Origin of the sequence: Afipia sp. P52-10, from assembly GCF_000516555.1 — a bacterium.
Classification (GTDB): Bacteria; Pseudomonadota; Alphaproteobacteria; order Rhizobiales; family Xanthobacteraceae; genus P52-10.
Genome location: NZ_AZSJ01000004.1, coordinates 206,997 through 229,887, shown reverse-complemented (window position 1 = coordinate 229,887; position 22,891 = coordinate 206,997). Strand labels below are relative to the sequence as shown.

Below are 22,891 nucleotides of genomic sequence, written 5' to 3'. Positions count from 1 at the left end.
GCGGGATGGGTATGGACCTTGTCACCTTCGGCGTTCAGTTGTTGAACGCCATCCAGTATGGAATGGTCCTCTTTCTCGTCGCCAGCGGATTAACGCTGGTGTTCGGTATCCTCGGCGTGATCAATCTCGCTCATGGCGCCTTCTATATGCTGGGCGCTTATCTGGCCTATGGCATTGCCGCAGCGACGGGGAGTTTCTGGCTGGCGTTGGTCGGCGGGATGGCGATTGCTTTTGTCGTCGGCCTGCTGCTGGAAAGCATCTTCATTCGCAGGTTATATGGCCGCGATCATCTTGCCCAGGTGCTGTTGTCGTTCGGCCTGATCCTCGTTCTTGATGAAGTTCGTCAGTTGTTGTTCGGCAAGGATGTCCATGCGGTGGCTCCGCCGCCGATGTTCTCCGGTACGATTCAATTGACTGAGAACCTGTCGTACTCGGTCTACCGTCTGGCTATTTGTGGATTCTGTCTCGCCGTCGCGGCGGTGATCTTCTACGTCGTCCAGCGCACCAAGATCGGCATGATCATTCGCGCCGGGGCGGAAAATCGCGAGATGACGCGAGCGCTCGGCATCAGCTTCGACACGATCAACCGCTATGTATTCGCGGTCGGCATCGCGCTGGCGGCGCTCGGGGGCATCATCGTGTCGCCGGTTTCTACCGTGTTTCCGGGGATGGGCGACGGCATGTTGATCCTGTCGTTCGTCGTCGTGGTGCTGGGCGGCATCGGCTCCATTACGGGCGCTGCGATCGGCGCGCTGCTGATTGGCCTCACCGATACCTTCGGCAAAGTGTTCTTTCCCAATATCTCGAGCATTCTGATCTATGTGCTGATGGCGGGCGTGCTGCTTTGGCGACCAAACGGCATCCTCGGGCGGCGCGAGGTTTGACCATGGCTGCCGCCCGCGTTTGGCTGATCCCGGCCGTGCTGCTCGTTCTCGCAGCCGCGCTGCCGTTTCTGGCGCCGACCTACTACATTCAGTTCACGGCCAAGATCATGATCATGGGCATCCTTGCGATGGCCCTGAATCTCGTCGTCGGCTATGGCGGGCTGGTCAGCCTGTGTCATGCGGCGTTCTTCGGTCTCGGCGGTTATGTGCTGGCGCTGGCGACCCCGAAATACGATCCGGTGTCGTTCTGGACATCGCTCCCGTTGGCGGTTGGTGTGACCGCTGTAGCCGCACTCATCATCGGTGCGCTCGCGCTGCGCACACGCGGCATCTACTTCATCATGGTGACGCTGGCCTTTGGCGAAATGCTGTTCTTCCTGTTCCATGACACCAAGCTCGCGGGCGGTTCCGACGGCGCCTTCATCAACTACAAGCCCGAGATCGCGCTCGCAGGGCAGGTGTTGTTCGATCTCGAGAAGCCGGCGGTGTTCTATTGGACTGTTCTGACGATTGTCGTGCTGACGGTTGCATTGCTGACGACGCTGGTGCGTTCGCCGTTCGGCCACGCACTCGCAGCCGCTCGTGACAATGAGCGCCGCGCTCGCTCGCTCGGCTTCCCCATTTTCCGACTGCGGCTGATCGCTTTCGTCATCTCAGGCGCTTTGGCGGGTATTGCCGGATATCTCGCGGCAGTGCAGTTTGGCTTTGTCGCTCCGCAGATGCTCGGCTGGCACCTGTCGGCGACGATCCTGGTCATGGTGCTGATCGGCGGGCTGCGATCGGTCGCCGGACCGCTGATTGGCGCTTTCGTCCTGATGGGGCTCGAAGAGGTGCTCAAATCCAGCACCGAGCATTGGAAGCTTGTCGAAGGGCTCGTCGTGATCGCGATCGTCCTGGTTCTTCCCAACGGAGTTCGTCATCTGTTGCGGGCTGTGCTCGGCGACGCCGAACGACCGCCGTTGCCGCAGGCGATCGATAAGGCCGCGAAGGTGAACCATGCCTGAGGCAGAAGTCCCGGAGACGGCGTCATTGCGTGCGGTCGGGTTGTCGCGCCAATTCGGTGGCGTGCATGCGGTGGAGCGCGTTTCGCTCGACGTGCATCAGGATGAAATCCACGCCGTTATCGGACCGAACGGTGCGGGTAAGTCGACGCTGATCAATTTGCTCTCGGGTGATATCCCGGTCAGTTCAGGCTCGATCGTTCTCGACGATGCGGACGTCACGCGCTTGAAGGCGGAGCGGCGTGCGCGGGCAGGAATCGGCCGTTCCTACCAGAAGACAACGATTTTTCCGCAGTTCTCGGTTTACGAGAATGTCCGGCTCGCCGCACAGGCGCATGGACGAAGGCCGCTGCGGATGTTCGGAAGCGCATTCTCCGATCTGAGCGTCAACCGCGCCGCTCACGAGGCATTGGAACGTACCGGGCTGATGCCGCGTGTCGATGCACTGGCGAGTGTGCTCAGCCATGGCGAGCAGCGGCAACTCGAGATCGCCATGGTGCTGGCGACGCAGCCGCGCATCATCCTGCTCGATGAGCCGCTCGCCGGGATGGGACAGCAGGAAGCGCGCGAGGTGATCAGCCTGATCGCTTCGTTGCGGAAGGGGCATGCGGTGCTGTTGGTCGAACATGACATGGACGCGGTGTTCGAACTCGCTGACCGGTTGACGGTGATGCAAGACGGCCGGGTGATTGCGTCGGGGATGCCGGGCGAAGTTCGGATGAATCCGGCGGTGCGTGCCGCTTATCTCGGTAGCCATGGAGAAGCCGCGTGAGCCCGCTGGTGACGGTGGAGCGGCTGGAAGCGTTCTACGGTGCGAGCCAGGTGCTGCACGGCATCGATCTGCAGCTGCATCGTGGCGAGCAGGTCGCTTTGATCGGCCGCAATGGAATGGGTAAAACCACGTTGCTGCGCTCGCTGATGGGACTTGTCGCGGACTGTCGAGGCAACGTCGTATTCGCAGGAAAAAGCATCACGCGGGCGGCGCCGGAGGCGATCGCGCAGGCGGGCGTTGCGTTCGTGCCTGAGGGACGCGGCGTATTCGGCTCGCTGTCAGTGGTCGAGAATCTCGTCATGGCCGCACGACCTGCGACCGACGGCCGTTGCACCTGGACGCTTGACCGGATCTTCGGGTTGTTTCCGCGGCTGCGCGAACGACGCAACAACGGTGGGCATCAGCTCTCGGGTGGCGAGCAGCAGATGTTGACGATCGGTCGTGCGCTGATGACGAACCCGGATCTGATCCTGATCGATGAAGCAACCGAGGGCCTCGCGCCGATGGTGGCGCAGGACATCTGGAATACGCTCGCGGTGATCAAGGGCGAAGGGATCGCAACCATCGTCGTCGATAAGGATTTCCGCAGCCTGTCACGCGTTGCCGATCGCGTCGTTCTGCTTTCCAAGGGCCGCGTGGTGTTCGACGGTACCCCGGCATCATTGCAGGGGCAGCCGGATACGCTGGAGCGTTATCTCGGCGTGTAGCCGCAACGGCAGTGCGGGATTCTGCGAAAGCTCGTTTAACGTCTTGTCGCCGTGCGGGACTGACTTCGCGCCACCATCGGTTTGACCGTTTCGAGCAGCCGTGCCGCGGCTTGTTCGACGCTCAATCCAGCGGTGTCCACTTGCGCGGACGCGCGCGCATAAAGCGGCTGGCGGCTCAGCAGGATTGTTCGCAGTTCCTGCATTGCCGAGCGGTCGTCGGCCATCGGCCGCAGATCGCCCTGGTTGCGCACGCGAGCCATATGTTCCTCCGGCTCGGCCTTCAGCCACACCGTGTAGAACGACGACAAGATCAGATCGAAGGTCAGCGGCTCGGAGACAATGCCGCCGCCGGTCGCGAGCACGATCGGCTCCTTACATGCGAGTGTTTGAACCAACGCGATCTGCTCCATACGGCGGAAGCCTTCCTGGCCGTACAGCGCAAGGATTTCGGCGACCGAAAGCCCGTTCTGTTTTTCAATTTCCTTGTTGAGCTCGACGAAACGCCAGCCGATGGTCTCGGCGAGCTGTTTGCCTAGCGTGCTTTTACCCGCGCCGCGCAGGCCGATCAGGGCGATGCCGATCGGCGCCAGCTTGCGAAGGGGAGGGGCATTGGCCTGTCCGATGATCGCTTCTTTGGCGGCGGCTATCTGTTGTGGCGTCGCCTTGCGCGCGAGGGCGCGGAGGACGGGCCAGTCGGGCGAGTCACTGCCTGGAATGATGTCTTCCAGCGGCGTTCCCATCGCGTGGGCCAGGCGGCGCAGCAACACGATCGAAACGTTGCCCTTGCCGCTCTCGAGTTGGGCGATGTAGCGCTCCGAAATCCCCGACACGTTCGCCAGAACTTTACGCGACATGCCATGCAGGCCGCGCGTGGTGCGGACCTGCTGGCCCAGCTGCTGAAGGAAGACGTCGTCGGAGCAGGGTCGTTCGGCCATGGCCGCCGTTGGATTTTCGAAATTCGACCGCGAACCATAGTGCTGGCTCTCATTGACAGCAACCCGTATGGCTGGCTTTATATGAATTATAATTCAATAGGCGGGCGGAAGCGCGACGGGCAAGGATATAGAGCCATGCCGTTCAAGCGGCGGCAGTTCGGTCCTGTGCTAACATGCGGGCGCCTCATCCCAGCAACGGCGGAGGGGCGCATGAGCTTGCCGGATCGCTATAATGCGGTGACGTATCTGCTCGACCGCAACATCGACGCAGGCCGCGCGAACAAGCTCGCTTTCACCGATCCGGCGGCGCGCCTGACCTATGGCGACTTGCAGCTTGAAAGCCGGCGTCTTGCCAATCTTCTGAAGCGTCTCGGTGTGCGCCGTGAAGAGCGGATTGCGATGATCATGCTCGACACGATCGCATTTCCCATCGTGTTTCTCGGCGCGATCCGCGCTGGCATTGTGCCGGTGCCGCTCAATACCCTGCTGACCGCGGAGCAATACGCTTACGTCCTCAGCGATTGTCGCGCGCGCGTGCTGTTCATCTCGGACGCGTTGTTGCCAGTGGTGCAGGAACTGCTCGGCCGTATGCCGGATCTCGCGCATGTGGTCGTGGTCGGCAAGGATGCGCAAGGGTACTTGAGCTTTGCCGATGAGGTTGCCCGCGAGAGCGAGGCCTTCGCGACGGCGGATACCCATCGCGACGAACCAGCCTTTTGGCTCTATTCGTCTGGTTCGACCGGCATGCCGAAGGGCGTACGACATTTGCATGCGAATTTGCAGGCGACGGCAGAGACCTACGCGCATCAGGTGTTGGGCATTCGCGAGGGCGACGTCGGTCTGTCGGCGGCGAAGCTGTTCTTCGCCTACGGTCTCGGCAATGCGCTGACGTTTCCGATGTCGGTTGGAGCGACCACCGTGTTGTATCCGGACCGCCCCACGCCGGCGGCGATGTTCGGATTGATGCGGCAGTACGGCGCGACGATCTTCTATGGTGTGCCGACGTTGTTTGCGGCCATGCTGAACGACGAGGGATGCAGGAACGAGCCGCGTTTTCCCAAGCTGCGCATCTGCACTTCTGCCGGCGAAGCGTTGCCGGAAGCGGTAGGGCAAGCCTGGAAGCAGCGCTTTGACGTGGATATCCTCGACGGTGTCGGTTCGACTGAGCTACTACACATCTTCCTCTCCAACTCGCCAGACGACATTAAATATGGTTCGTCGGGGCGTCCGGTGCCCGGCTATCGCGTCCGCCTCGTCAACGATGTCGGAGCCGATGTTGCGGATGGCGAAGTCGGCGAGCTGTTGGTCGATGCGCCGTCGGCTGCGGAAGGCTATTGGAATCAGCGCAGCAAGAGCCGGCAGACCTTCGAGGGCGGCTGGACGCGCACGGGCGACAAGTACGTGCGCGACGCGGATGGTCGTTACACCTTCTGCGGCCGCTCAGACGATATGTTCAAGGTTTCGGGCATCTGGGTGTCGCCGTTCGAGGTCGAGAGCGCGTTGATCACGCATCCTTCGGTCGCCGAAGCCGCCGTCATTGCGGCCGCAGACGGCGAGGGCCTGTTGAAGCCAAAGGCATTTGTCGTGTTGAAGCCCGGCGCATCGAACGAAGGTCTCAATGAGGCGTTGAAGGAGCATGTGAAGACCAAGATCGGCGCGTGGAAATATCCACGGTGGATCGAGGTGGTGGACAGTCTGCCGAAGACCGCGACCGGGAAGATTCAGCGTTTCAAACTGCGCGCTGCGTACTGACAGGGAGTTGCTGCGATGAGAAACTGGAATGCGTCGGGCCGGATTTCGATCGGTGCGAGCGAACTCGAGTATCGCAGCATCGGTCCTGCGCCCGAGGCCGCGCCGACGCTGGTCATGCTGCACGAAGGTCTCGGCAGCGCCGGGCTGTGGGGCGATGTCCCTGACAGGTTGCAGGCCAAAACGGGTGCCGGTGTATTCGTCTATTCGCGGGCTGGTTATGGTGGGTCGAGCCCGGCCGCGCTGCCGCGTTCGCTTGAATACATGCATCGCGAGGCGCTCGATGTTCTACCGAAGGTGCTGGGGGCCATTGGCTTCCGCCGCGGCCTGCTCGTAGGACATTCCGATGGTGCATCGATCGCGGCGATTTATACCGGGGGTGTGCAGGACCATCGCATTCGCGGGCTATCATTGATCGCGCCACACTTCGTCGTCGAAGATATTTCGGTGCGCTCGATTGCCGCAATCAAGGCAACCTACGAGCAGGGCGACCTGCGCAGCAAGCTCGCGCGCTGGCACAGCGACGTGGACAGCGCATTCTATGGCTGGAACGACGCTTGGCTCGATCCGAAATTCCGGGACTGGGATATTTCGGAGTATCTTGGCTACATCCGCGTGCCGGTGCAAATCGTTCAAGGAGAGCACGACCAGTACGGCACCGCGCGGCAGATCGAAATTGCCGAAGAGGAATGCTACTGTCCGGTCGATGTGACGATGATTGCCGGAGCGGGGCACGCACCGCATCGCGAGGCGGCGGACGTGACGCTCGAGTCGATCAGCGGTTTCGTCAATCGCATCCTCACGGGCCATGGCGAGGGAGCACTCGTCGATGCGGCCTGATGTAGCTCTATGCATTAAAATGCATAATCCTGCCGATATGACTGGACGATTTGCAGTTTATATGCATTATTATGCATATTTCGAGCTTGCCTCGCGATGTGGGTGCCGACATGGCTGTTGAGGAGCGAAAACTGGCAAACGGCGCCGGCCATATCGATTTTCGGACCGATCCCTCGCAGTATCGCCATTGGAAACTCGCAGTGGATGGTGATGTCGCCACGCTGACGATGGACGTGGATGAGAACGGCGGTCTGTTCGAAGGCTATCAGCTCAAGCTGAATTCCTATGACCTCGGTGTCGATATCGAGCTTGCCGATGCATTGCAGCGGTTGCGATTCGAATATCCGCAGGTGAAGACGGTGCTGCTGCGCTCCGGCAAGAACCGCGTCTTCTGCGCCGGCGCCAACATTCGCATGCTTGCCGGATCGACCCACGCGCACAAGGTCAACTTCTGCAAATTCACCAACGAAACCCGCAACGGTATCGAGGATTCCAGCGCGAATTCCGGCCAGCGCTTCATTTGCGTGGTGAACGGGACGGCGGCTGGCGGTGGCTATGAATTGGCGCTTGCGGCCGATCACATCATTCTCGCCGATGACGGCTCGGCGGCCGTATCGCTGCCGGAGGTACCCCTGCTGGCGGTTCTACCCGGCACGGGAGGGCTGACCCGCGTTGTCGACAAGCGCAAGGTGAGGCGTGATCGGGCGGATTTCTTCTGTACGATGGAAGAAGGTCTCAAAGGCAAGCGCGCCGTGCACTGGCGGTTGGTCGATGAGACGGTGCCGAATTCGAAGCTCGAAACGCGTGTCAGCGAGCGTGCCAAGGAATTCGCAGCGATGTCACCGCGGCGCGGCGAAGGCGAGGGTATCGCGTTGACACAGCTTGCGCGCGAGATCGAGGGCGACAGCATTCGCTATGGCTACGTCAATGTCGATATCGATCGCGCGGCGCGGATTGCCAGCATTTCCATCAAGGCGCCCGACACGCCGCCACCGACGGATGTTGCCGCCATGCGGCTGCAGGGCGCCACGTTCTGGCCCTTGCAAGTCGCGCGCGAACTCGATGATGCCGTCCTGCATTTGCGGTTGAACGAGCTTGAGATCACGATCCTGGTCTTCAAGTCTCATGGCGATGGCGCCAGCGTGCTGGCCTACGACACGTTTCTTGATGCCAACAAAGACCACTGGCTGGTCAACGAGGTGCGGCACTTCTGGAAGCGGGTGTTGAAGCGCATCGATGTCACGTCGCGAACTCTGGTGGCGCTGATCGAGCCTGGCTCCTGCTTTGCCGGCACGCTGGCCGAACTCGTCTTTGCCGCGGATCGCTCCTATATGCTGATCGGTCAACGCGAAGGCGACAATCGCGCACCGGCAGCCCTGATGCTCAGCGCCATGAACTTCGGCCCGTATCCGATGAGCCATGGACTGACACGGCTGCAGTCTCGCTTCCAGGCGGATCCGATCGATCTTCAGCGTGCGCGTGAGCGGCAGAGTGAGGCACTCGATGCGGAGATGGCCGAAGAGCTTGGCCTTGTCACCTTCGCCCTCGATGACATCGACTGGGACGATGAGGTGCGCGTGTTCTTCGAGGGGCGCGCCAGCCTGTCGCCCGACAGCCTGACAGGGCTTGAAGCCAACCTGCGGTTCGTCGGCCCGGAGACGATGGAATCGAAAATCTTCGCACGGCTCACTGCGTGGCAAAATTGGATATTCCAGCGTCCGAACGCGGTCGGTGAGGCGGGCGCGCTGCAACGCTATGGCACCGGCCAAAAGGCCCAGTTCGATATGACGCGCGTGTGAGCACCGAGGAGCCGGTCATGAATCTCATGAATGTCGATTACACGACGAAGATTCCGAACAACGTCGATCTCGCTCAGGATCGCCAGGTGCTGAAGGCACTGGAGAGCTGGCATCCCGGCTACCTCGATTGGTGGAATGATATGGGGCCGGAAGGCTTCCAGGAGAGCCTCGTTTACCTGCGCACGGCCGTTAGCGTCGATCCGAAAGGCTGGGCGAAATTCGATTACGTGCGCATGCCGGAATACCGATGGGGCGTCCTGCTCGCGCCGCAGGAGGAGGGGCGCCTCGTCAACTTTGGTCAGCACAAGGGCGAGAAGGCGTGGCAGGAGGTGCCCGGCGAGTATCGCGCGATGTTGCGACGTCTCGTCGTCATCCAAGGGGACACCGAGCCCGCCTCCGTCGAGCAGCAGCGTCATCTCGGCAAAACTGCCCCATCGCTCTACGACATGCGAAATCTGTTTCAGGTCAACGTCGAGGAAGGCCGCCACCTGTGGGCGATGGTCTACCTGCTGCAAAAATATTTTGGCCGTGACGGGCGCGAGGAGGCGGATGATCTGTTGCGCCGCCGCTCGGGTGATGCGGATGCGCCGCGCATGCTCGGCGCCTTCAACGAGGCGACGCCGGACTGGTTGTCATTCTTCATGTTTACCTTCTTCACCGACCGCGATGGCAAGATGCAGCTCGAGAGCCTGGCGCAGTCCGGCTTCGATCCCTTGTCGCGCACGTGCCGTTTCATGTTGACCGAGGAAGCGCACCACATGTTCGTCGGTGAAACCGGCGTGGCGCGCGTGATGCGCCGCACCTGCGAGGCGATGAAGGAGGCCGGGATCGAGGACCCGTACGATATCGCGCGCGTGCGGGCGCTGGGCGTGATCGATCTGCCGACCATGCAGAAGAAAATCAATCTGCATTACTCCTTGTCGCTCGATCTGTTTGGTTCGGAAGTGTCGACCAACGCGGCGAACTTCTACAATGCTGGCCTGAAGGGACGTTTCCAGGAGACGCGCCTGCGCGACGATCACCAGTTGACCAGCGATACGTACGCGGTGTTGAAGCTGGTCGACGGCAAAATCACGCTGGTCGATGAGCCGGCGTTGACCGCGCTGAACATGCGGTTGCGCGATGACTACACCAACGACTGCAACAAGGGCATCGAGCGGTGGAACAAGATCATCAGCGCGCTTGGCGTGGATTTCCGCTTCGAGCTGCCGCATACCGCGTTTCACCGTCAGATCGGCGAGTTCCGGAATGTCCAGGCGACGCCGAAGGGCATTCTGCTCTCGGACACGGAATGGACGAAGGTGCGAGACGACTACCTGCCGTCCACCGCCGATGGCGATTTCATCGCCTCGCTGATGCGGCCGGTATCGGAGCCGGGCCAGTTTGCAGGTTGGATTGCGCCGCCCAAGGTCGGTATCGACAACAAGCCGGGCGATTTCGAATATGTGAAGATCGCAGCCTGACGTAGCTGGTCGGAATGCCCGATGCATGCAGACTGATCCTTATCGGATCAATGCGTAGGCAGAATGCCGAAAAGGTGGTCTATACCTTTAACGGGTGCTAACCGGGATTGGAGCAAGGCGAAAGGTTGCGTTGACAACGTGCGACTTGCGCAAGACCTTGGATGCGGCAAATTCTAGGTCAGGCAGGTTCGTGTGTCGGTTGTCGTCGCCCTTCGCCATCTTACCCGCTACTGCTACGAGCGGCCTGTCGCGCTCGGCCCGCAGATCGTGCGGCTGCGGCCGGCGCCGCATAGCCGGACAAAGATTCTCGGCTATTCTTTGAACGTCGAACCGGCCGAGCATTTCATCAATTGGCAGCAGGATCCGCACGGCAACTGGTTTGCCCGTTTCGTATTTCCGAAGAAGGCCGACAAGTTCAGCATCACTGTCGATCTGCTCGCCGACATGGTTGCCGTCAATCCATTCGACTTCTTCGTCGAGCCGTATGCCGAGCAGTTTCCATTTTCGTATCCGGCTGAGTTTGCGCATGAACTGGTTGCCTATCTCACGCCGGAGTCCGCAGGCGAGAGACTGAAAGCTTTGCTGGCCGCCTTGCAGGTGTCGGACGTTCGCACGGTCGATCTGCTGGTTGCCCTCAACAGGCGCTTGCAACAGATGATCGCCTACGAAGTGCGTATGGAGCCCGGCGTGCAAGAGCCGGAAGAAACGCTGCAGCGTGCGTCAGGCTCTTGCCGCGATAGTGCATGGTTGCTCGTGCAGATAGCTCGGCACCTCGGTCTCGCCGCACGCTTTGTCTCAGGCTATCTGATCCAGTTGCGGGCGGATATCGATCCGTTGGACGGACCCAAGGGCCCTCAGCGTGACTTCTGTGATCTGCATGCTTGGGCCGAGATCTATCTGCCCGGTGCCGGCTGGATCGGTTTCGATGCGACATCGGGACTTCTGTGCGGCGAAGGACATATTCCGCTGTTCGCTACTCCGCATTACCGATCGGCGGCGCCTGTATCGGGCATGACCGAGCCGGTGCAAAGCACCTTCGATGTCGAGATGAACGTCACGCGGATGCGCGAGGTTCCGCGCGTGACGTGGCCTTTCTCCGAACAGGCCTGGGGTCAGCTGGACAAGCTCGGGGAGGCGGTCGATCGCGATCTGGTCGCGCAGGACGTGCGGCTGACCATGGGCGGCGAGCCGACATTCGTCGCGGCTGATGATTTCGAGAGTGCGGAGTGGAACACCGTGGCACTCGGTGAGCAGAAGCGTGTGCGTGCGGATGCCCTAGTTCGACGACTGCGCACGCGTTTCGCGCCTGATGGATTGCTGCATTATGGGCAGGGCAAGTGGTATCCGGGCGAAGCGCAACCACGCTGGGCGTTTGGTCTCTACTGGCGCAAGGACGGTGTGCCGATCTGGCGCGATGCGGATCTGATCGCGCGGGAAGATGAGCCACGGCATGCGACGTCACGGGATGCGGAGCAGCTGCTGACGGCGATCGCTCGTAATCTTGGGGTGGATGTCGCGTATGTCGTGCCGGCCTATGAGGACCCGGCGCATTGGCTGTTGCAGGAAGGGAAATTGCCGCTCAACGTCGATATCTCCGATCCCAAGCTGCAGAACGCGGATGAGCGACGGCGGATGCTGCGGGTCTTCGAACAGGGTCTCGGGAGCCCCGTCGGTTACGTGCTGCCGGTCCAGGTGAATGAGAGCGCGGCCGATGGACGATGGACGAGCGAGCACTGGCAGTTCCGGCGTGAAAAATTGTTTCTTGTGCCTGGCGATTCCCCGATCGGGCATCGCCTGCCATTGAGCGGCCTACCATGGCTCGCGCCAGAGGATTTCCCGTACGTTCATTCGCAAGATCCGACCGAATTGCGTGAGCCGTTGTCGAGCGAGAGTTCGTCTCACTCACGACCACTTGGGGTGGAGACACCCGCCGATGAAGGCGACATGAACGGCGCTGTCCGGACTGCCGTTAGCGTCGAACCGCGCGATGGTGTTCTGTGCGTGTTCATGCCGCCGGTGCAGCGCCTTGAGCATTATCTCGCGCTCGTCGCCGTCATTGAGCGGAGCGCGCGCGAGACTGGTTTGCACCTCCAGATCGAAGGCTACCCGCCGCCCGACGACCCGCGCCTCAACGTCATCAAGGTGACCCCCGACCCCGGCGTGATCGAGGTCAATGTCCATCCAGCGGCGAGCTGGCGGCAGGCTGTCGAGACCACCCAGGCTGTGTACGACAGCGCCCGGAAGACGCGATTGGGTGCCGACAAGTACATGATCGATGGACGTCACGTCGGGACCGGTGGCGGCAATCATATGGTGGTGGGTGGAGCGACGCCGGCCGACTCGCCGTTTCTGCGGCGCCCCGATCTCTTGCGGAGCTTGATCGTCTATTGGCAGCGGCACCCGTCCCTGTCTTATCTGTTTTCGGGTTTGTTTGTAGGCCCGACCAGCCAGGCGCCGCGCATTGACGAGGCGCGCCACGATTCTCTGTATGAAATGGAGATCGCGCTATCGCAGGTGCCTGAGGCGGATAACGGGACGATTCCGCTCTGGCTGGTCGATCGCCTGTTCCGCAATCTGCTGACCGACGTCACCGGCAATACCCATCGCACGGAAATCTGTATCGATAAACTGTACTCACCGGACGGGATCATGGGGCGGCTCGGTCTGGTCGAGTTTCGCGCATTCGAGATGCCGCCCGATCCGCGAATGAGTCTCGCGCAACAACTGCTGCTGCGCGCGCTGATCGCTTGGTTTTGGCGCGAGCCGCAGCAAGGCTCCTTGGTGCGATGGGGCACGGCGTTGCATGATCGCTTCATGCTGCCGCATTTCGTGTGGCAGGATTTTCTCGACATCCTGAGCGATCTCCGCCGCGCCGGTTACGCGTTCGATCCGCTCTGGTTCGAAGCGCAGCGTGAGTTTCGCTTTCCGCTCTACGGCTCGGTTCAACTTGGTAGCGTGATGCTGGAGCTGCGCCATGCACTGGAGCCATGGCATGTGATGGGCGAAGATGGAGCATCCGGCGGTACTGTGCGGCTGGTGGATTCGTCCGTCGAGCGCTTGCAGGTCAGGGCCACCGGTCTCGTGTTTGACCGTCATGTCGTCACCTGCAACGGCCGCAAGCTGCCGATGACCGGGACCGGGCAATCTGGCGAGGCGGTAGCGGGTGTTCGCTTCAAGGCCTGGAAGCAGCCGGCGGGATTGCATCCGACAATGTCATCGCATGCTCCGCTGACATTCGATTTGCTTGATCTCTGGAACAACCACTCGCTGGGTGGTTGTGTTTATCATGTCACCCATCCGGGTGGGCGCAACTACGACACATTCCCGGTCAATTCCTATGAGGCCCAGGGCAGGCGACTGGCGCGGTTCCAGGATCATGGCCATACTGGCGGCCTTGTCGATTCCCCCGCGGACGAGGTCAGTCGCGAATTTCCGCTGACGCTTGACTTGCGAAGGAAGCCGAACGGTTAGGATCTATGACATCCGCCACGAGTGGCATGACGACGCCGGTGACGATTGATGACGGCTGGGCCGCAGCCTTTGCGGATTATAAGGCTTTGCCCGGTGTACCGGATGAGTTCCTTGGCACGGACGGTCTGCCAAGATCGCAGTGGCGGCGCTGGATGGAATTGGTTGCCGCCAGCGATATCGATCGTTCGCTCGGTGTTGCCGAGCGGCATATCCGCGATCTGGGTATTTCCTATCGCGTGCGTGGTGAGGCGAAGGAGCGGACCTGGCCTCTCAGCGGGCTTCCCCTGCTGATCGAGGAGCGGGACTGGGCAGATATCTCGGCAAGCATCGTTCAGCGGGCCTCGTTGCTGGAAGCGCTGCTCGCCGACATCTACGGGCCGGCTTATCTCATCTCAGATGGAGTCCTGCCCGCCGCGGTCGTTGCCGGCAGTCCGGAGTTTCTGCGGCCGATGGTGGGCGTAACACCGCCCGGCGGACGCTGGATGCATCTTTATGCCGCCGACATCGCGCGCGGTCCCGATGGGCGCTGGTGGGTGTTGAACGATCGTGCGCAGGCGCCGCCCGGCGCAGGCTACGCTCTGGAAAACCGGCTTGCCATTTCAAGCGCCTATTCCGCGACCTATCAGCAGATGAACGTGCAGCGATTGGCGCCCTTCTTCCGAGAGTTTCGCAATGGGCTGAAAGCCATGGCGGAGCGCTCGCAGCCGCGTATCTGCCTGATGACGCCGGGCTCCTATAGCGCCACCTATTTCGAACAGTCGTATCTGGCGAAGTATCTCGGCTTCCTGCTCGTCGAAGGCGACGATCTCGTCGTTCACGGTGGCCAGGTGCATGTCCGCACCATTGCCGGGCTGAAGCGGGCCGATGTGCTGTGGCGGCGCGTGGATGCCGATTACGTCGATCCGATCGAGTTGAATGGCGCATCCCGCCTTGGTGTGCCGCGTCTGCTGTCAGCGATCCGCGACGGTAATACCGTGGTGGCCAACATGCCGGGTACGGGCTTCATCGAGTCTCGCGCCTTGCTGGGATTTCTGCCATCCGTCTGCCGTCACCTCCTTGGCGAGGACCTCGCCATGCCCAACATCGCGACCTGGTGGTGCGGGCAGGCGGACGCCCGCGCGTGTGTTCTGGCGGATCTGCAGACGATGTCGGTTGCCGGTGCGTTTGTCGATCGGGTCCCGGGCTTTGAAACCGAACAGCATGTGCTTCTCCCCGGAGAGATGCCGCCTGACGATCTGCAGCGCTTGCGGGCTGCGATCGCTGCGCGCGGCGTCGATTTTGTGGGACATGAGGTCGTTCGCTTGTCGACGACGCCGGTGTGGGAAAGCGGCCGGCTGCAGCCGCGCCCGTTCGTGTTGCGCGTGTATGCGGCAGCAACGGCCGACGGGTGGCAGGTGATGCCCGGTGGTTTTTGCTTGATTTCGGAGACGGCCGATGCGCGGGCTGTCAGCATCGGCGAAGGGGTGAAATCCGCGGATGTGTGGGTGCTCTCCGAGGAACCGGTCGTGCTGGAAACACTGTTGCCATCCGAAGAGGATGTCAGCATTCGACGAATTCTCGGCAATCTGCCGAGCCGCGCGGCTGACAATCTCTTCTGGTACGGCCGCTATCTGGAGCGGGCCGAAGCCGTGCTCCGAATCGTACGCTGCTTGTGTTCGCGCAGTCTAGAACCGGATCTGATGAGCAGCGATGGTCGGGATGCGTTGCGGCGACTCGGCCGGCTGTTGATTGCCTGGGGAACGACGCCCGAAGATTCCCCTGACGATGATTTGCTGTCGGTCGCGCGCAACGCGCTCGCTTCCGAGCGTGATTATGGTTCCGCGCTCTCCAATGTCCGGATGGCGTATGGCGCCGGCTCGGTGATCCGCGAGCGATTGTCGGTCGACAGTTTCAAGCTTATCAGCAGTCTCGACCAGTTGCTCGGCATGCGCGGACGCTCGGTTTCGAACTTTGCTGAGGCGTTCGAGGTGGCGGATCAAGGGGTGGTGTCGCTAGCGGCAATCTCCGGCCTGGCGCAGGAAAACGTCAACCGCGTCGCCGGCTGGCGATTTCTCGACATGGGCCGCCGGATCGAGCGTGCGATCAACACCTGCCGGTTCGCGCGCAGTTTCGGGGGCGATAAGGCCAGCGCCGACGACCTAGACATTCTGCTCGATCTGATCGACTCGCAGATCACCTACCGATCGCGTTATCTGACCGGCGTCGCGCTCGCGCCGGTGCTCGACATGGTGCTGCTCGATCCATTCAATCCGCGTTCGACGAGCTTCCAGGTCGATCAGATCCGCATGCATCTGGCTACGCTTCCGTCGCTGAACGACGATGGCTTACCTGAGGAGCCGAAGCGGATCATCGAGCTGTTCAGTGGCGAGATCGCCAGCACGTCGGCCCGCAAGGTCGATGTGCCGATGATCCTTGCCTTCGAACAGAAGCTGACGGGTTTCGCTGACGCCGTCGCTGCGCGATACTTTCTGCAACGGCCCGAAGGTCTAAAATCAAAGAGTGCGAGCGGGCTTGCGTGATTTACGATCTCCGTCATGTCACGAACTATGCGTATGAGGTGCCGATTTCGTCGGCGACCCTGTCTTTGCGGGTCACACCGCGCTCGGGCTTCGGGCAGCATCGTCTGGATCATGCGTTAGTGATCGATCCGCCGCCTGCAACGCTACGGGTAGAGCAGGATTTTTTCGGCAATACCGTAACGATGGCAACGATCGAGACTGGACTTGTTAGCCTGACCATCGAGGCGCAAGCACGTGTGGAGGTCTCGCGAGCAGCGCCACCTGTTGCGGCGCCGGCATGGACGCAGATCGTCGATCAGGCTGTCGCTGTGCGTTCGCTCGATGCGGAGGCACCAGCTCATTTCCTCTTCGCCAGTCCACATGTGGCGCTGTCCGCGCCGGTGACAGACTACGCGGCGGGGAGTTTTCCTCCGGGACGGTCGATCGTCGAAGGCGCGCGCGATTTGGCCCGGCGCATTCGCGCTGATTTCGCCTATTCACCGCAGGTCACCGATGTTTCGACACCCTTGGACGAGGCTTTCGCGCGGCGGCGTGGCGTGTGCCAGGATTTCGCGCATATCATGATCGCGGGCCTGCGCGGTCTTGGTTTGCCGGCGGCCTATGTCAGCGGATACATCCGCACGATGCCGCCAGCCGGGCAGGCGAGACTGGAAGGGGCCGATGCGACCCACGCCTGGGTATCGGTATGGTGCGGTGATGACATCGGCTGGTTCGGGATTGATCCGACCAATGCAATCGACATCGGCAACGATCACATTGTTCTCGCCGTCGGACGCGACTTCTCCGATGTCTCGCCAGTTTATGGCGTATTCGTTGGGTCGGGGGCCCAGGAGCTCGAGGTCGGCGTCGATGTGGTGCCGGTTCAAACCGCCTGCGAGCGCTAAAGCATGATCCGGAAAAGTGTGAAGCGGTTTTCCGAAAAGATCATGCTTAAACAATGGGCTAAAGCGCGAGGATAATTCATCGAAATCTCATCGCGCTTTAGCAGAGCTTGCTTCCGATCGACGCATGTTCGCCTGGGATCATGCTCTGCGGCCTACAAGATTTCCGCCCAGCGCCCGACGATCCATGGATCGAGCCTTTGTGGCGACAGCTCGAGGCCTGTGCCAGGTCCATCCGGAACGGAAAGTGTGCCGTCTGCATCGAGCGGCGGTGGCGGACAGAGCTGTAGCAGTGGGTTGTCCATCATATCGTATTCAATGAACGGATAAGGCGCGGGACCGCCACCGCGCTTACCTTCCAGGATCGCTGCCATCTGCATCGACGCATGGAAATTCACGGTTGTTCCGAACACATGCGGCATGACGGGAACATCGTAAGCGCGTGCCAGCGCTGCGATCTCCCGCAAGCCACTATAACCGCCGCAGACAGATAGGTCGGGTTGTAAGACTGCGAGGGTATTTGCGGCCAGGAATTCGCGGAACGCGCGGACGTTGCCCAGCGCTTCGCCGCCAGCGATCGCTTGCGGCACAGCGCGCGCGACAGTCTGATAGCCGCCGATGTCCTCAGGCTGGACGGGTTCCTCGATCCAAAGCAGACCAGCCTCTTCCATACGCCTGGCGGATTGAATGGCCGCATGGGCGGTATAGCCTTGATTGATGTCCACCATCAGCGCCGAATCCTTGCCGATCATGCGGCGCAGCCCCATCGCCATGGCGCCATCTGCATGCGGCGTGAACCCGGCGCGTGGCTTCAAGGCTTTGAAATGCTTCTTCAGATAGCCTTCCGCTTCGCGGTCGTATGCATGATAGGGATCGGAGCCTTCGCGAAAAAAGGGCCCGCTTGCGTAGGCGAACAGCTTGCCCCGCACCGCACCGCCCAAGAGGGTTGCGACGCTGATGCCATACATTCGGGCGGCCAGATCGTGGAGCGCCATGTCGATGGCGGAAATCCCCATCATTCCGGCGCCCCGTCGATCGTAGCCGAGTGCTGCGCACATGGTCAGATAGTGTCTGCCGAAATCGGCGGGCGATTGGCCGAGCACGAGCGCCGCCAGGCGTGTGCGGATGAAAGCCCCGGCCGCATGGGGAGAATTGCCGGCTTCTCCCCAGCCGGAGAGCCCGGAATCGGTGACGATCTGCACCAGCAGCGCGTCGCGCTTGCGGAAGAACGTCAGCGCATTGCCCTGTGGTTCGGCAAGCGGGAAGCTCAGGTGGAACCCGCGGATTTCAGTGATCTTCATCATCGACGATTGTTACGGCACGAGCGCTGCACTGCAAGCTGATGCACTGCAGGTCTGCCGCGTGCGGTTGGCATTCATGTGTTCCGGCGACGCCATGGCGGTGCGGCGGAGCCGGAAGCACGAGTGGTGTTGGTCCGATCAATCGAGACGAATGTTTGCTTTCTCGACCACAGTCTTCAATTTTGCCATGTCCTGCACGATGAAGTCGCGGAAGGCTTCCTTCTTCAGGCCGACCATCAGATTGGCGCCGTTGTCATCCGCATACTTCTGGATGCTTGGATCCTTCAGCATCTGCTCGAATGCATTGGCGAGCTTGTCGATCACATCAGGTGGCGTGCCTGCGGGAGCAAGCACGGAGGACCAGGCCGTCAGCCAGACGTCCGGATAGCCTTGTTCCTGGATCGTGGCGATCTCCGGCAGATGCTTCAATCGTTTGCGGCCGGTGACGGCGATGGGGATAACCTGGCCGGAGGTGATGAGCGGCGTGACCACCACCGAATAGTCGAGCACGAGATCGATATTGCCACCCATCAGATCGGTGATCTGCTGTGCCGATCCCTTGTAGGGAACGACAGTCGTTTTGACGTTGGCAGCCTGCTGCAGCATTTCCATCAGCAGGTGCGAGCCGGCTCCAAGTCCGGTGGTGCTGTAATTGAGCTTTTCCGGGTGCTTTCTGGCGTAGTCGATCAAATCGCTGAGCTTGCGGAAGGGACTGTTCGGCCGGACGATCATGATCATCGGCGATTCTGACAGCCCGTGCACCGGTATGAAATCTTTCAACGGGTCGAAGGTGAGCTTCTTGTAGAGCGAGGGGTAGGAGCCGAACGGGCCACTGGTGCCGTTGAGGATGGTGTAACCGTCGGGCTTTGCATGCGCCACATGTTCGGTGGAGATGATGCCGCCGGCGCCCGGCTTGTTCTCGATGATCAACGATTGGCCGAGGATTTCAGTGAGGACTTTGGCATAGGTGCGCGAGCCGATATCAGTAACGCTTCCCGGAGTTCCGCCGTTAACCCATGTGATCGGCCGGTTGGGATAATCTTGCGCCGCAGCAAATGTCGATGACAGAGCGACCGAGAGCGCAACGGCAAAGGCCGAGCGGGTGTAGAGCATAGTCATGCAAACCTCCCTGTTTTTGTTATCGTCGTTTGTAACGTTGACCGCTTCTCCCTGGTGGTCCGATTGCGAATGCTAGTGGAGGCAAAGATGTCGCGCCACCGTTTTACTGTCGCGGTGCTCCTGGGGTGATGACGCGCCGCGTCATACAGAACCAATGTCGCGGTTGAATTTCTCGGCAGCGCTGCGGATAACGTCACGCAGCATGTCGGAATATGCACCGGCGCCCAACAGGAGTGCGTTCTCTTGAAAACAGGTCCGATCGACCACGCGGTTTCGTGGAAGAGCCAGCGTACTCGTCGTCCGCTTGCATTGCGGCGGAGCGAGCCGTGATCGACAAGCTCGAAATGCTGCTCGCGTTGGCGCGGGAACGTCACTTCGGCCGCGCCGCCGAGGCGTGCGGCGTCACGCAGCCGACGATGTCCACTGGCATCAAGCAGCTGGAAGAAATCCTCGGTGTGATGCTGGTCCAGCGCGGCTCACGCTTTCTAGGCTTCACGCCGGAGGGCGAGCGTACGCTTGATTGGGCACGGCGCATCGTCGCCGACTCGCGGGCGATGAGGCAGGAGATCAACGCGCTGAAGCATGGTCTGACCGGCGAGATCCGGCTCGCGGTGATCCCTACCGTTCTCGGCATGGTCGCGTCGCTGACGACTCCGTTTCGGGCCAAGCATCCGGACGTGCGTTTCGAGATTCTGTCATGCACGTCGATCGAGACGCTCGCGCTGTTAGAGAATCTGGAGGTGGATGCCGGGTTGACCTACCTCGATAACGAGCCGATCGGAAAGGTCGAGACGGTGCCGCTTTATCGCGAGAGCTACCGGCTGCTGACGTCACCGGACGGGCAGTTTGGTGATCGCGATGTGGTGACCTGGAAGGAGGTCGGCCAGGTGCCGCTATGCCTGCTGACGCCGGACATGCAAAATCGCCGGATCATCGACCGCGTATTGCGTTCCGTCGGCGCCGAGGCGCAGCCGACGTTGTCTTCGAACTCGGTGATCGTCCTGTATACCCATGTGAAGACCGGGCGCTGGGCGAGCGTCATGCCGGCGAAGCTTGCCGACACGCTCGGTTTGCCCGATGCGATCCGCGCAATTCCGATTGTCGAGCCTGACGTCACCTACAGGATCGGTCTCGTGATCCTGCCACGCAATCCGATGACGCCGCTGATTTCCGCGCTGGTGCAAACTGTGAAGGAAATTGCTCCGGTGCTCGATGCATAAAGGGGCCTACGGAAAAGCGTAGCCATGCACCATTGCCGGGGCTTGTATTGTCTCTTTCAAATAGGTCAATAGGAAAAATCTATCGATTGAAGGCCTGTCGATTGCGATTCCGGATCGCCGCATGAGACTGCTTTATTGATTTCTGGACCTATTCTTATTCTCATCCCGCGCAAGGGCATGATTTTGCTGAGCGCGCGGAATGACGACAGTCAGAGATTGGGAACCGAACCAGGCTGCGGCGATTATCGCCCAACATGCGGGGCGCGAAGGTCCCACCCTGCTGATTTTGCAGGCCTTGCAGAACGCGTTCGGCTACGTGCCCGAGGCGGCGATTCCGATGGTGGCGCAAGCGCTTAACCTGTCTCGGGCGGAGGTCCACGGGGTCTTCAGCTTCTATCATGACCTGCGCGACAAGCCGGCCGGCCGGCGCGTCTTGAAACTCTGCCGGGCCGAGGCCTGTCAGGCAGCAGGCGGCGAGCATCTCGTCGCGCGCGCCGAATCAAAACTCGGAGTGGCAATCGGAGAGACCACAGCCGATCAGCGCGTGACGCTGGAGCCGGTCTATTGTCTCGGCCTGTGCGCCACGGCGCCGTCGGCGATGCTGGATGGCCGCGTGGTTGGTCGCCTTGATGACAAGCGCCTCGATGCCCTCGTAATGGAGGCGCAGCAATGACGGTGCGTATCTTCATCCCGGGCGATGCCGGCGCGATCGCCGTCGGTGCTGACGCGGTGGCGGACGCACTGTTGCACGCCGCAGCCCGACGCGACCTTGCGGTCGAGATCGTGCGAACCGGGTCACGCGGATTGTACTGGCTGGAGCCGATGATCGAGGTGCAGACGGGCAGAGGCCGCGTCGCCTACGGTCCGGTCGAGGCAGCCGATATCGAAGGTTTGATCGAAGCCGGACTGCTGGATGGGCGCGAGCATGCGCTATGCCTCGGCGTGGCCGAGGAGATGCCCTGGTTGAAGCGGCAGACGCGGCTGACATTCGTGCGCTGTGGCATCGTCGATCCGCGCTCGCTCGATGATTATCGCGCTCACGATGGTTACAAGGGGCTTGCGCAGGCACTCGCGCTTGGCACCGAAACCGTGATTGAGGAGGTCATACAGTCCGGCCTGCGCGGGCGTGGTGGCGCGGGCTTTCCGACCGGCATCAAATGGCGCACGGTCGCGCAAACCAATGCAGCGCAGAAATACATCGTCTGCAATGCCGATGAGGGTGACAGCGGTACTTTCGCCGACCGGATGATCATGGAAGGTGATCCGTTCGTGCTGATCGAAGGCATGACGATCGCCGGCATCGCCACCGGTGCCACCAAGGGTTACGTCTATATCCGCTCCGAATATCCGCATGCGATTGCCGCGATGGAGGCTGCGATTGTCGCTGCGCGGCGCGGCGGCATGCTAGGTCAGCGTATCGCCGGATCGACTTTTGATTTCGATCTCGAGGTGCGCAGCGGTGCGGGGGCCTATGTCTGCGGCGAGGAGACCTCGCTGCTGGAAAGTCTTGAAGGGCGGCGCGGCATTGTCCGCGCGAAGCCACCCTTGCCAGCGCATAAGGGTCTGTTCGGCAAGCCGACCGTTATCAACAACGTGCTGTCGTTTGCGACCATTCCGATCATCCTGGAGAAGGGTGCGACCTTCTACCGCGACTTCGGCATGGGACGTTCGCGCGGCACCATGCCGATCCAGCTGGCTGGCAACATCAAACGCGGAGGCCTGTTCGAGGTCGCGTTCGGCATCACGCTCGGTGAACTTATCGATGAGATCGGCGGGGGAACCGCAAGTGGCCGCCCGGTACGCGCGGTACAGGTCGGCGGGCCGCTCGGCGCGTACTTCCCGCGCGCGCTGTTCGACACACCGTTCGACTATGAAGCGTTTGCTGCGCGTGACGGATTGATCGGTCATGGCGGCATCGTCGTGTTCGACGACACCGTGGACATGGCGAAGCAGGCACGCTTCGCAATGGAGTTCTGCGCGTTGGAATCCTGCGGCAAGTGCACACCGTGCCGGATCGGTTCGACCCGTGGCGTCGAGGTGATCAATCGTATCATCGCCAACGAGAAGCGCAGCGATAATCTCGTCGTCTTGGAAGACCTCTGCAACACCATGAAGTTCGGCTCGCTCTGCGCGCTGGGTGGCTTCACGCCGTATCCGGTGATGAGCGCACTGACCCATTTCCCCGAAGATTTTGGCGGGGCGCATCCGGGCCTCCAGGCGGCGGAATAGG

The 22,891-nt window shown here is 61.3% G+C and carries 17 protein-coding genes; 14 read left to right on the top strand and 3 right to left on the bottom strand.

All coding sequences use genetic code 11. From position 1 onward, the window contains the following. The first annotated feature begins 11 nt into the window (after positions 1-11). The 4 genes from X566_RS15960 to X566_RS15945 are packed head-to-tail and all read left to right on the top strand — an operon-like array spanning position 12 to position 3,364. Entirely contained in the window at positions 12-884 is an 873-nt protein-coding gene (locus X566_RS15960; protein ID WP_034469292.1) for a branched-chain amino acid ABC transporter permease, read from the top strand. Between the two features lie 2 nt (positions 885-886). Then, positions 887-1,888, top strand: coding sequence for a branched-chain amino acid ABC transporter permease (locus X566_RS15955; RefSeq protein WP_051444242.1), 1,002 nt, complete (start codon positions 887-889; stop codon positions 1,886-1,888). Beyond that, complete coding sequence (locus X566_RS15950; RefSeq protein ID WP_034469289.1) at positions 1,881-2,657, top strand: ABC transporter ATP-binding protein; 777 nt, start codon at positions 1,881-1,883, stop codon at positions 2,655-2,657. Before X566_RS15955 ends, X566_RS15950 begins: the two co-directional genes overlap by 8 nt. After that, on the top strand, positions 2,654-3,364 hold the full coding sequence (locus X566_RS15945; protein ID WP_034469287.1) for an ABC transporter ATP-binding protein: 711 nt from the start codon (positions 2,654-2,656) through the stop codon (positions 3,362-3,364). The genes X566_RS15950 and X566_RS15945 overlap by 4 nt, the downstream gene beginning before the upstream one ends. A 35-nt stretch (positions 3,365-3,399) precedes the next feature. On the opposite strand, the gene X566_RS15940 is transcribed toward X566_RS15945, so the two are convergent. Continuing rightward, a complete protein-coding gene (locus X566_RS15940) occupies positions 3,400-4,389 on the bottom strand; it encodes a helix-turn-helix transcriptional regulator (protein WP_409337835.1) in 990 nt (329 codons plus the stop codon). 120 nt (positions 4,390-4,509) lie between these two features. Here X566_RS15940 and X566_RS15935 point away from each other — a divergent pair, with 120 nt between their 5' ends. From X566_RS15935 to X566_RS15905, 7 genes are all read left to right on the top strand, one after another. Next, positions 4,510-6,051 carry a benzoate-CoA ligase family protein gene (locus tag X566_RS15935; protein WP_034469284.1) on the top strand — a complete coding sequence of 514 codons (1,542 nt, stop codon included), beginning with the start codon at positions 4,510-4,512 and terminating at the stop codon, positions 6,049-6,051. 15 nt (positions 6,052-6,066) lie between these two features. Further along, positions 6,067-6,888, top strand: a complete 822-nt coding sequence (locus X566_RS15930; protein WP_034469281.1) for an alpha/beta fold hydrolase — start codon at positions 6,067-6,069, stop codon at positions 6,886-6,888. Positions 6,889-6,998: 110 nt separating this feature from the next. After that, entirely contained in the window at positions 6,999-8,687 is a 1,689-nt protein-coding gene (gene boxC / locus X566_RS15925) for a 2,3-epoxybenzoyl-CoA dihydrolase (RefSeq protein ID WP_034469762.1), read from the top strand. A gap of 17 nt (positions 8,688-8,704) precedes the next feature. After that, positions 8,705-10,150 (top strand): benzoyl-CoA 2,3-epoxidase subunit BoxB, encoded by a 1,446-nt coding sequence (gene boxB, locus X566_RS15920; protein ID WP_034469760.1) that lies wholly within the window; start codon positions 8,705-8,707, stop codon positions 10,148-10,150. A 192-nt stretch (positions 10,151-10,342) separates the two neighbouring features. Then, on the top strand, positions 10,343-13,621 hold the full coding sequence (locus X566_RS15915; RefSeq protein WP_034469278.1) for a DUF2126 domain-containing protein: 3,279 nt from the start codon (positions 10,343-10,345) through the stop codon (positions 13,619-13,621). Positions 13,622-13,626: 5 nt separating this feature from the next. Then, positions 13,627-16,140, top strand: a complete 2,514-nt coding sequence (locus tag X566_RS15910; RefSeq protein ID WP_081740265.1) for a circularly permuted type 2 ATP-grasp protein — start codon at positions 13,627-13,629, stop codon at positions 16,138-16,140. Next, complete coding sequence (locus tag X566_RS15905) at positions 16,137-17,024, top strand: transglutaminase family protein (protein ID WP_034469275.1); 888 nt, start codon at positions 16,137-16,139, stop codon at positions 17,022-17,024. Before X566_RS15910 ends, X566_RS15905 begins: the two co-directional genes overlap by 4 nt. Before the next feature lie 152 nt (positions 17,025-17,176). On the opposite strand, the gene X566_RS15900 is transcribed toward X566_RS15905, so the two are convergent. Together X566_RS15900 and X566_RS15895 are read right to left on the bottom strand one after the other, a co-directional pair. After that, positions 17,177-18,325 carry a mandelate racemase/muconate lactonizing enzyme family protein gene (locus X566_RS15900; RefSeq protein WP_034469272.1) on the bottom strand — a complete coding sequence of 383 codons (1,149 nt, stop codon included), beginning with the start codon at positions 18,323-18,325 and terminating at the stop codon, positions 17,177-17,179. 135 nt (positions 18,326-18,460) lie between these two features. After that, positions 18,461-19,441, bottom strand: coding sequence for a tripartite tricarboxylate transporter substrate binding protein (locus tag X566_RS15895; protein ID WP_034469270.1), 981 nt, complete (start codon positions 19,439-19,441; stop codon positions 18,461-18,463). A gap of 326 nt (positions 19,442-19,767) precedes the next feature. On the opposite strand from X566_RS15895, the gene X566_RS15890 reads away from it, so the two are divergent. The 3 genes from X566_RS15890 (at position 19,768) to X566_RS15880 (ending at position 22,890) form a co-directional block, all read left to right on the top strand. After that, positions 19,768-20,661: a LysR family transcriptional regulator gene (locus X566_RS15890; RefSeq protein ID WP_034469269.1), complete on the top strand. Its 894-nt coding sequence runs from the start codon at positions 19,768-19,770 to the stop codon at positions 20,659-20,661. 199 nt (positions 20,662-20,860) lie between these two features. Further along, complete coding sequence (locus tag X566_RS15885; protein WP_034469268.1) at positions 20,861-21,334, top strand: formate dehydrogenase subunit gamma; 474 nt, start codon at positions 20,861-20,863, stop codon at positions 21,332-21,334. After that, positions 21,331-22,890: an NADH-quinone oxidoreductase subunit NuoF gene (locus tag X566_RS15880; RefSeq protein WP_034469266.1), complete on the top strand. Its 1,560-nt coding sequence runs from the start codon at positions 21,331-21,333 to the stop codon at positions 22,888-22,890. The genes X566_RS15885 and X566_RS15880 overlap by 4 nt, the downstream gene beginning before the upstream one ends. The last annotated feature ends 1 nt before the right edge of the window (position 22,891 follow it).